Origin of the sequence: Sneathiella sp., from assembly GCF_029233945.1 — a bacterium.
Taxonomy (GTDB): Bacteria; Pseudomonadota; Alphaproteobacteria; order Sneathiellales; family Sneathiellaceae; genus Sneathiella.
Genome location: NZ_JARGOQ010000062.1, coordinates 1 through 9,915, shown reverse-complemented (window position 1 = coordinate 9,915; position 9,915 = coordinate 1). Strand labels below are relative to the sequence as shown.

11 protein-coding genes are annotated in these 9,915 nt (G+C 54.1%); 3 read left to right on the top strand and 8 right to left on the bottom strand.

All coding sequences use genetic code 11. The features are described 5' to 3' along the window. A partial coding sequence (locus tag P1U71_RS15695) for a ComEC/Rec2 family competence protein (RefSeq protein WP_301106571.1) occupies window positions 1-1,487 on the bottom strand: 1,487 nt, incomplete at its 3' end. A gap of 117 nt (window positions 1,488-1,604) precedes the next feature. Here P1U71_RS15695 and gltX point away from each other — a divergent pair. The 3 genes from gltX to P1U71_RS15680 all read left to right on the top strand — a co-directional run bounded on the left by gltX (window position 1,605) and on the right by P1U71_RS15680 (window position 4,652). Beyond that, window positions 1,605-3,008 (top strand): glutamate--tRNA ligase, encoded by a 1,404-nt coding sequence (gene gltX, locus P1U71_RS15690; RefSeq protein ID WP_301106570.1) that lies wholly within the window; start codon window positions 1,605-1,607, stop codon window positions 3,006-3,008. Between the two features lie 128 nt (window positions 3,009-3,136). Continuing rightward, the gene (gene gltA, locus P1U71_RS15685; RefSeq protein WP_301106569.1) at window positions 3,137-4,444 is read left to right on the top strand and encodes a citrate synthase; all 1,308 of its coding nucleotides are present in this window, start codon (window positions 3,137-3,139) and stop codon (window positions 4,442-4,444) included. A gap of 4 nt (window positions 4,445-4,448) precedes the next feature. After that, window positions 4,449-4,652 carry a hypothetical protein gene (locus P1U71_RS15680; RefSeq protein ID WP_301106568.1) on the top strand — a complete coding sequence of 68 codons (204 nt, stop codon included), beginning with the start codon at window positions 4,449-4,451 and terminating at the stop codon, window positions 4,650-4,652. A 4-nt stretch (window positions 4,653-4,656) separates the two neighbouring features. Here the strand turns inward: P1U71_RS15680 and gloA are convergent, their stop codons facing one another. From gloA to P1U71_RS15645, 7 genes are all read right to left on the bottom strand, one after another. Next, a complete protein-coding gene (gene gloA, locus P1U71_RS15675; protein ID WP_301106567.1) occupies window positions 4,657-5,061 on the bottom strand; it encodes a lactoylglutathione lyase in 405 nt (134 codons plus the stop codon). 1 nt (window position 5,062) lies between these two features. Continuing rightward, window positions 5,063-6,226 carry a lipid-A-disaccharide synthase gene (lpxB, locus tag P1U71_RS15670; protein WP_301106566.1) on the bottom strand — a complete coding sequence of 388 codons (1,164 nt, stop codon included), beginning with the start codon at window positions 6,224-6,226 and terminating at the stop codon, window positions 5,063-5,065. After that, a complete protein-coding gene (locus tag P1U71_RS15665; protein ID WP_301106565.1) occupies window positions 6,223-7,098 on the bottom strand; it encodes an LpxI family protein in 876 nt (291 codons plus the stop codon). The genes lpxB and P1U71_RS15665 overlap by 4 nt, the downstream gene beginning before the upstream one ends. After that, window positions 7,061-7,846 (bottom strand): acyl-ACP--UDP-N-acetylglucosamine O-acyltransferase, encoded by a 786-nt coding sequence (gene lpxA, locus P1U71_RS15660; RefSeq protein WP_301106564.1) that lies wholly within the window; start codon window positions 7,844-7,846, stop codon window positions 7,061-7,063. The genes P1U71_RS15665 and lpxA overlap by 38 nt, the downstream gene beginning before the upstream one ends. A gap of 106 nt (window positions 7,847-7,952) precedes the next feature. Beyond that, complete coding sequence (gene fabZ, locus P1U71_RS15655; RefSeq protein ID WP_301106563.1) at window positions 7,953-8,417, bottom strand: 3-hydroxyacyl-ACP dehydratase FabZ; 465 nt, start codon at window positions 8,415-8,417, stop codon at window positions 7,953-7,955. Beyond that, window positions 8,414-9,442 carry a UDP-3-O-(3-hydroxymyristoyl)glucosamine N-acyltransferase gene (lpxD, locus tag P1U71_RS15650; RefSeq protein ID WP_301106562.1) on the bottom strand — a complete coding sequence of 343 codons (1,029 nt, stop codon included), beginning with the start codon at window positions 9,440-9,442 and terminating at the stop codon, window positions 8,414-8,416. Before lpxD ends, fabZ begins: the two co-directional genes overlap by 4 nt. After that, a partial coding sequence (locus P1U71_RS15645) for an OmpH family outer membrane protein (protein WP_301106561.1) occupies window positions 9,442-9,915 on the bottom strand: 474 nt, incomplete at its 5' end. The genes P1U71_RS15645 and lpxD, both read right to left, overlap by 1 nt.

The following is a 9,915-nucleotide window of genomic DNA, read 5'->3' as shown; positions in this document are numbered from 1 at the left end:
GCATCGGGGAACGAAGCCGTCTCCCGCGCGACCCACAGGATCAGGTCGATCCCGCTGCCAACAATGGCGAGCGGAAACGTCAGGTCAAGCGGGTAGCCGATAAAGGACAGAATAACTCCCGGCATGACCCAGAGGCCCATAATCGGCACAGCAAGCAGATTGGCAATCAGGCTGTAGGTCGCCACTTGCCCGAAATGATAAAGCGCAAAAGGTGCCGTCGCCAGTCCCGCAACAAGGGACGTCAGGGCAACACCAATGAGATAAGCCAGCCCCCGCCTGATTACGCCGCCACTTCGTGCGAAGCGGGAGAGCGCCGGTCCGGCCTGCTCATAAAGGGAAATAAGTGCAAAGACGGCGGCGAAAGACATCTGGAAGCTGGCGCTCACCAGGCTTTCCGGAAACAAGATCAATATGATCACGGCGGCGATCGCCACCATCCGGAGCGACAGCGCCGTCCGGTCGAAACAGATGGCGAGGAAAAGGGCTGCAATCATGATAAAGGCCCGAATGGCCGACACACTCATCCCGCTCACAAAAAGATATCCCGCGAGGCCGATCAACGCGACAATTGCCGCAATCTTCTTCACCGGATAGTAAAGCGCGATATAGGGCGACAGCACCAGCAGGAAGCGCACGGCAAAAAAGATCAGACCGCCGATCATCCCCATATGCATGCCCGAAATCGCCAACAGATGGGCCAGGCCGGAAAACCGCATGGCATCAAGCTGATCCTCCGGGATGGCGGCCTTGTCCCCGGTCATAATCGCGATGGCGAAGCCTGCACTTTCCGGCGATGCATTGGTCAATACAAATTTCGCAATATTCGCCCGGATTTCTGACGAAAGACTACGCATTCCGGATAACAGGTTATGCTCCTTCCCAACAACCTCAAACGCACTGATACTATAGCCAACGGCACCGATGGACTGAAAAAAGGAATGCCGCTGAAAATCATAGGCGCCGGGATAGGCAGGCTCGGGCGGCGGCAGCAGAACTGCCCTCGCCCGGACAATCTGGCCAGGGCTGACATCCCTGAAATTGGTCCGTGACGAGAGCCGGACATAAGCAAGCGACGGAATATTGTCACTCCCTTCGAACCGTAGGTCGCCGATCAGAAATTTGGCGGACTTAAGGCCGGTTGATTTTTCAAGGATACGACCCGTCAGCTCCGCCACCTGTTTCTTCTGCAATATAGGCGCTGTGACCATCTCTGTGCGCAGGATTGCCGCCGAGAAGCCGATAGTGACAAGGAAAGCCGCGCCCAATGCCAAACGCACCGACAGAAATGAATTGTCCTTAAGGGCATAAATCAGCAGCAAAAGAAGACAGGGGAAAACCAGCCATGGCAGGCCGGGCTCAAAATGGAGCGAAAAATAGAGCGCAATGCCAAAGCCGATCAGCACCGGAAACCAGAGGAACCAGCGTGTTCGGTCCCGACGAAACTGATCCGCCCAATTGTTTTGGCCTTTTAGGCTAGAAAGGATCATGGCATGCGGCTTCCAACGGCATACTTGCCCTCTGCCATGACACAGGGTACAAATGCCTGCTTTTTGATGATCACCCGGATTGAACTTATATCTAAACGAATTGCAAAGTAAATTCTTATGACTGTCGTAACACGCTTCGCCCCTTCCCCGACCGGATTTCTGCATATTGGCGGTGCCCGGACGGCGCTGTTCAACTGGCTCTATGCGCGCCACAACAAAGGCAAGTTCCTGCTGCGGATCGAAGATACGGACCGGGAAAGATCAACGGATGCGGCGATTGAGGCCATTTTTGAAGGGATGAAATGGCTCGGCCTCGACTGGGATGAAGAACCTGTCTTCCAGTTTTCAAGGCGGGAACGCCATGCGGAAATTGCGCAGCAATTGCTGGATGAAGGTAAGGCCTATCACTGCTATGCCTCCAAGGAAGAGCTTGCGGAAATGCGCGAAAAGGCGCGCGCGGAAGGTCGCCCGCCCGTCTATGATGGCCGCTGGCGCGACCGTGATCCGTCAGACGCTCCCGCCGATGTCGACCCGGTTGTCCGCTTTAAATCACCGAACGAAGGGGCCACCGTTATCCATGATCGGGTGCAGGGTGACGTTACATTTGCCAATGAACAGCTCGATGACATGATCCTGCTGCGCGCGGACGGGACGCCAACCTATATGCTCTCCGTCGTTGTGGATGACCATGACATGGAAGTCACGGATATTATCCGTGGCGACGATCATCTCACCAACGCGGCGCGGCAAAAACAACTGATCGAGGCAATTGGATGGCCGGTGCCGAACCACACCCATATCCCCCTGATTCACGGCCCGGACGGCGCGAAACTCTCCAAACGCCACGGAGCGCTCGGGGTGGAGGCATATCGCGATATGGGCTACCTGCCCGAAGCGCTGCGGAATTATCTTTTGCGGCTTGGTTGGTCCCATGGGGATGACGAAGTGATTTCGACCGAGCAGGCGATCGAATGGTTCAACCTTGAAAATGTTGGAAAATCAGCGGCACGCTTTGATTTTGCCAAGCTTGAAAACCTGAACGGTCACTATATTCGGCAGGCCGACAATGCCTATCTGACCAGCCTTGTTGGCCCGATTCTGGCTGAAAACACCGGTCAGGTAATATCTTCTAATCAACTGAAATTAATAGAAAAAGCCATGAACGGCTTGAAAGAACGCGCAAAATCTGTAAACTCCCTCGCAGAGAGTTCCTTGTTTCTGGTTGCCGAGCGACCGCTTGCGCTGGATAAAAAAGCCGAAAGCCTGATTACCGAAGAGGCGCGCGCTGTTCTTATGCGTCTGGCGGACCGATTGGAGACGCTTGATCAATGGAGCGAGGATACGGTTGAGGCAGCCGTTCGCGCGGCGGCGGAGGCCGAAGGCCTCAAGTTAGGGAAAATTGCACAGCCTTTGCGGGCTGCGCTCACGGGAACCACGGTTTCTCCCGGTATTTTTGACGTCCTCGACGTTCTGGGCCGGGAACAGTCCATCGGACGTATTCGGGATGTACTTTCGGATTAAGGCCGACTGCAACGGGGCGTAGTAGTACCGACGATAAAATCGTCATATAAAAATGGGAAATTCCACCCGGAATTTTTTTGTAAATACGGGCACGACTAATGCCTGAAAAACGAAAAGGAAGTGGATGAATGAGTAGCTCTACCGTTACCGGCAATGTCACCCTGTCCGAAGGCTCGGACGATAACACGCTTAGCCTGCCGTTAATTGCGGGCACTGTTGGGCCGTCCGTCATAGACGTACGCAAATTATATGCCGATACAGGGCATTTCACCTATGATCCGGGATTCACCTCGACTGCCTCCTGCGATTCCGCGATTACCTATATCGATGGCGATCAGGGCATCCTGATGCATCGCGGCTACAAGATTGAGGAGCTGGCGGAAAAAAGCGACTTTATGGAAGTCTGCTATCTGTTGCTTAAAGGCGAGCTGCCCGATGTCGCCCAGAAAAACAAATTCACACACGATATTACCTATCACACCATGCTGCATGAGCAGTTGACCCAATTCTACCGGGGCTTCCGCCGTGATGCGCATCCGATGGCCGTCATGGTCGGTGTGGTCGGCGCCCTTTCCGCCTTTTATCATGACAGCACGGATATTACCGATCCGACCCAGCGGATGATTGCAAGCTACCGCCTGATCGCGAAAATGCCGACAATTGCGGCGATGGCCTATAAATATTCGGTTGGTCAGCCCTTTATCTACCCGAGCAATGATATGTCTTATGCGGAAAACTTCCTGCATATGACATTCAGTGTCCCGGCAGAGCGCTACAAGCTGTCCCCGACCATTGCCCGCGCGATGGACCGGATTTTCATTCTGCATGCGGATCATGAGCAAAACGCCTCCACCTCCACGGTGCGTCTTGCAGGTTCCTCGGGTGCCAATCCGTTTGCCTGCATCGCCGCCGGTATTGCCTGTCTCTGGGGGCCGGCGCATGGCGGCGCGAACGAGGCTGTGCTCACCATGCTGAACCAGATCGGCAGCGTCGATCGGGTACAGGAATTCATTGCCAAGGCAAAGGACAAGAATGATCCGTTCCGCCTGATGGGCTTTGGCCACCGGGTCTATAAAAACTATGATCCGCGCGCCAAGGTGATGCAGCAGACCTGCTATGAGGTCCTGGATGAGCTCGGCATCAAGGATGAGCCAATGCTCAAATTGGCAATGGAACTTGAGAAGATCGCGCTCGAAGATCCTTATTTCATTGAGAAAAAGCTCTTCCCGAATGTCGATTTCTATTCCGGCATCATTCTGCAGGCGCTCGGCTTCCCGACCAGCATGTTCACCGTGCTGTTCGCCGTCGCCCGCACTGTCGGCTGGGTCGCACAGTGGAACGAAATGATGGAAGATCCGTCACAGAAAATCGGCCGTCCGCGTCAGCTTTACACGGGCTACACCGAACGTCCGTATGTTGACTTGGGCAAACGGTAATCAGATGAGCGGCGTCTCGCACAAAAGCAAGAAAATAGCGCCTTCGGCTGGATCCGAAGGCGCCAATCCTGCGAGACGGCTTTATTTCAAAGCGGCGAACGATAACCGGGCGCCGCTTTTTTACCGCCTTCGAAAACTTTCCATGATACTCATACCTTCGGCAATGCTGATCTTCTTCGCCGCCGCCTGGTATTTCGGCAGTAATTAGGCCATCATTTCCGCTCTATCAGCTCGATTTTATAGCCGTCCGGGTCCTCAATAAAGGCGATGACGGAACTGCCATGCTTCATTGGCCCCGGCGGACGCGGAATATTCACCCCTTGCGCCTCCAGCTTTTCGCAAATGCCATAGATATCCTGCACACCCAGCGCGAGATGGCCAAAACCATCACCCAGATCATAAGGTTCCTCCTGATCCCAGTTATGGGTCAGTTCAATGACAGCCGTGTCCTTTTCCTCCCCATAGCCGACAAAGGCCAGGGTGAATTTACCGCCCGGGAAGTCATTTTTACGCAGGAGCTTCATTTCCAGATTATTGACATAGAAATCAATGGATTTATCGAGGTCCTTCACCCGGATCATCGTGTGCAGCAGTCTGAAATTGCCGTTGTCACTCATGTTATATATTCCTTGCAATCAGTTTGAGGATAATTTCCGCCGCCCGCGCCCCGGGAGCTGCGCCACCCTCTCCCAATTGTACCATGGCCTCCTCGTAGGACACAATCTGCTGCGCCTGCTTTTCCTCTGAGCGGAAAAGCTCTGCGAGAGCCCGTGCCAGATTTTCAGCCGTACAGTTCTCAAGTATATATTCCGGCACTGCCTCCCGTTTCAGAAGGATGTTCACCAGATTAACATGATTGAGTTTGACCACACGACGGGCAATCATGTTCGTGATTACATTCATCCGGTAGGCAATAACAGTTGGCAACCGGGCAAGTGCAAGCTCCAGAGCGACTGTCCCTGAGGCGGCCAAGGCCATATTTGAAGCCGCCATCGCATCGTATTTTTCTGTCTCTCCATCGACGACATGAACATCGATATCCCAGTTCTGAACCTCCTCACGAACAATATCACCGGCCCGGCCGATAACCGGTACGGCAAGGCGGAACTTACCGATATCGGCCTGCAATTGTGCCACGGTGTCCTTAAAAACGGGAAGATGACGGCTGACCTCCCCTCTCCGGCTGCCCGGCAACATCATCAGAAGTCTTTCTTCTGCGTCAATACCATAGCGCGCGCGAAATGCCGGGCCGTCCCCTTTGTCCGCCCCGGATTCAATCACGGAATGACCAACGAAACTGGCGGGCAACCCTACTGCCTCAAAATACGGCGGCTCGAACGGTAGCAGCGTCAGAAGATGATCATATAGCGCGGCGACCTTCTTCGCCCGGCCCGGACGCCAGGCCCAGACCGACGGCGCAACATAATGCACCTTGGGGAAGGATGTTCCGGCCAGCTTCTTTGCCACCCGAAAACTGAAATCCGGGGCATCGACCGTTATAAAAATATCCGGAGCAACGCGCTTTACCTCTGCCGCCGTCTGATCAATGCGTTTCAAGAGTTGCGGCAATCTGGGCAAAACTTCAAGCAAGCCCATCACACTCAACTCTTCCATCGGGAAAAGACTGTCAAGCCCTTCCACCGCCATGAGTGGGCCGCCAACACCGAGAAACTCCACGTCCGGCGCTTGCGCCTTCAGTTCCGCCATAAGCCGCGCAGCGAGCGCATCGCCGGAGGGTTCCCCTGCCAGTATAAAAGCCCGGCGATGGGTCTCCTCACTCATCCTGAAATGTCCTGTGGATCTAGCCCGACGACAAAGAGATCGGCGTCATCCGCCCGACGCAAAGTCTCCTTGAGGTCGAGGACGAGCGTCAAGCCCGCCTCAACCGCGATCCCTCGTAAATGGGCCTCAGCGGCGAGCGTGACCGTCTCAGGGCCGATGGTTGGCATGTCTGCCGCGAGTTCCTGTCCCGGCTTGGAGAGTTTGACGAGAACACCCGCGGGCTCCTCCCAGGCAAACTCGGAGGAGCGCGCGAGCAACCTGTCGGTTCCTTCCGCGGCCTCAATCGCCAACACATATCCATCCCGGATAATAGCCGCCTGCCCGATATCAAGCGCCCCAATGGCCTTCACAATACGAATACCTTCCGCGATGTCAGAAGTGTCACGCTCTGTCGGGGAAATCTTTCCAAGCTGCCCCGCAGGCACCAGCAAGTTATCCGCCAGTTCATGCACCCCGACAACGGTAAAGCCTTTTTCCTGAATGTACGTGGTGATGGCCCGCATCAGGCCGTCATCCCCTTTGCGCGCCGCGCCGGTAATCCGGCCGAGGAGTTTCACCCCCTCCATATCCGGGACCAGATTTTTCAAATCCGGGCGCTTCACCGGTCCGGCAAGCGTAATATGCGTGCAGTTTTCACGCGCGAGGGCCTTCAGGAACCGACCGACCTTGGTAATCCGGATCACTTCATGAGGGTAGTCGGCATAGTGAGACACATCAGCCTCCCCTTCGACAAGGAGAAGGTATGGTGCCTCCCCGCGCGCGCGCAAAGTCGCGGCAAGGGCAAGCGGCAGGCTGCCACTCCCGGCGATGATGCCAACGCGCATCTTAGCTGCATTACTCAGGCTGGCAGAATCCACGCTTTGTTTCTTCATTGATGAATTTCAAAACCTTTTGCACAGAAGGGAAATCAGTAAATTCATCCGGCACTGTCTTGCAACGGTCTGCAAAGGTGCCCTCCCCGGTAAACATGTATTTATACGCGCTACGCAAGGCATGAATATCTTCGCGCGAGAATCCCCGCCGTTTCATGCCGGTCAAGTTAAGGCCGCCAAGAGTAGCCCGGTTACCGGTTGCCGAGCCAAAGGGAATGACATCCGTCTCCACGCCCGACGCGCCGCCGATCATCGCATGCTCCCCGATACGGACAAACTGATGAACCGCCGAAAGACCGCCGATAATCACGAAATCGCCAAGCTCAACATGTCCGCCCAGCGTCGCGTTATTTACAAGGATAACGTGATCGCCGAGGATACAGTCATGCGCAACATGGGCCCCGATCATCAACAGGCACTGATTACCGATTTTGGTATGCATGCCGCCTCCCTCTGTGCCGGGATTGATCGTCACATGCTCGCGAATGATGCAGTTTTCCCCGATAGTGAGCTTTGACCGCTCTCCATTGTATTTCAGATCCTGCGGCGCATGCCCAACGGAGGCAAAGGGATATATGGTCGTGCCCTGCCCGATATGGGTGCAGCCTTCCACGGTAACATGTGATTTCAGCGTCACCTTCGCGTCAAGCGTGACATCCTTGCCAACCACACAAAAAGGACCAACGACTGCATCCGAATGAACCGATGCACCATCTTCAATAATTGCCGTCTGGTGAATATTGCCCATTCGGTATCCAGTTACCCTACAAATCAGTTTAAATTATTGCGCCATAGCTAACGCGGAACAGGCTGGATCACAAATCAAGCTGTGTTACAACCGGTTACCTGTTGACCTAGTTAACGATCATGGCTGAAAAATCGGCTTCGGCCACCTTCTTCCCATCCACATGAGCTTCTCCGGAAAACCGCCAGACGACGCCCCGGCTCTGCTTGACATGTACATGCACATGCATCGTATCGCCAGGTGTCACGGGCTTGCGAAAGCGGGCGTTGTCGATGGACATAAAGAGGACTTGCTTTCCCTGAGATTCCGCGCCCAGGGTTTTGATGACGAGAACCCCCGCTGTCTGCGCCATGGATTCCACAATCATCACGCCGGGCATAATCGGTCGGCCCGGGAAATGCCCCTGAAACTGCGGCTCATTCATGGTGACATTCTTGATGCCCGTTGCCGAAACTCCGGGAACAATATCCACCAGCCGGTCCACCAGCAGGAGCGGATAACGATGCGGTATCATCTCCATAACCTGAAGAATATCGAGGGTGTCAGCCGTATCTACGGAAGAATTTTCAGTCATGTTACAGAGCCCTTGCTATTCGATAATTTACGCAAAATCGCCATCTGGCGGAAAAACTGCTTGCGGGGCCGTGCCGGGAAGCCGGCATAAATCTCGCCAGCCGGAATATCAGAAATAACGCCGGACTTTGCTGATATCTGCGCCCCGCGCCCGATCGTTATATGTCCGGCCAGGCCAACCTGGCCCCCGATGATGACCTGATCTTCTATGACCGTGCTGCCGGAAATTCCCGTTTGCGCGGCGATAATCACATCATTTCCAATGGTGACATTATGCCCCACCTGTACAAGGTTATCGAGCCAGGTGTTATCGCCGATGATGGTATCCGGCCCGGATCCTCTATCGATCGCCGTATTCGCACCAAATTCGCAGTTAGAGCCAATGATAACCCGTCCAAGCTGAGGTATTTTAACATTTCCTGTAGCATCCGGTGCAAACCCAAAGCCGTCCTGCCCCACCTTGACGCCATTATGCATAACAACATTATCGCCAATATGGCAATAGCTCAGCACTGCGCCTGCGCCAATACGGCAATCCTTGCCAAGACGGATGCCCATGCTCAATACAGCATGCGGACCTATGATTGAGTTGGCACCGACAACGACACCATCCTCGATAACGACATAAGGCCCGATGGACGCGTTCTCCCCGATTTCCGCTTTTGGCGAGATAATCGCCGTTGGATGTACCCCGCCGGATCCAAGCACAGGTGCATAGAATTTATTGGCAATCCGTGCATAGGCCTTATAGGGATTTTCCGCAACGAGGATGGCGAGGCCTTTCGGAAATTTTTTCAGGGCTTTGCGGCTCGCGATACAGGCTGTCGCGTTGGTATGCAGAAATTTTTCCAGATATTTTGGATTACTGAGGAAAGTAAGATCCCCTTCCCCTGCTTGGTCGAGGGGGCGAACATCGGAAATCATAATGCTTGAATCGACACCGGGTGCCAATTCGACATCCGGTATTTCAGCGAGTTCCGCGAGTGAAAATGGTCCCGCAACACGATAAAAATGTGGATCAGGCATCAGCTTTTCTTCAACGGAACAATTTCAACTTTAATCTTCTTAAGATCCTTGTTGAGCCGTCCCATTACCTCTTCCGTAATTTCGAGGGGTTTTTCGACAAACAGCACCTCGCTAACGTCGAGGACCAGAGCAGCGCCATTCTCATCCATCACTTCGCGAATAATCGGCAGCATTTGCGCTCTGATTTTATCGAGGGCATTCACCCGGCTGAGCTGCAATTGTCTGTTTTTCTCCTGCACCTTGACCCGAAACTCAGCTGCCTTGCGGTTGAAATCAGATTGTTTCTTCGAATAAGCCTCGGGTGTTACAAGGGTTTTTTGACGCTCAATCTGCGTCCGTTCATCTTTGAGCTTTTTCTCTGCCGCCGTCAGTTCCGTGTTGGTTTTTTCCTCAAGTGTTTTCACTTGAGCATTTACGTCCTTAACGACGTCCAGCTCACGCATAATCTTTTGCATATCAATAACACCGACAAT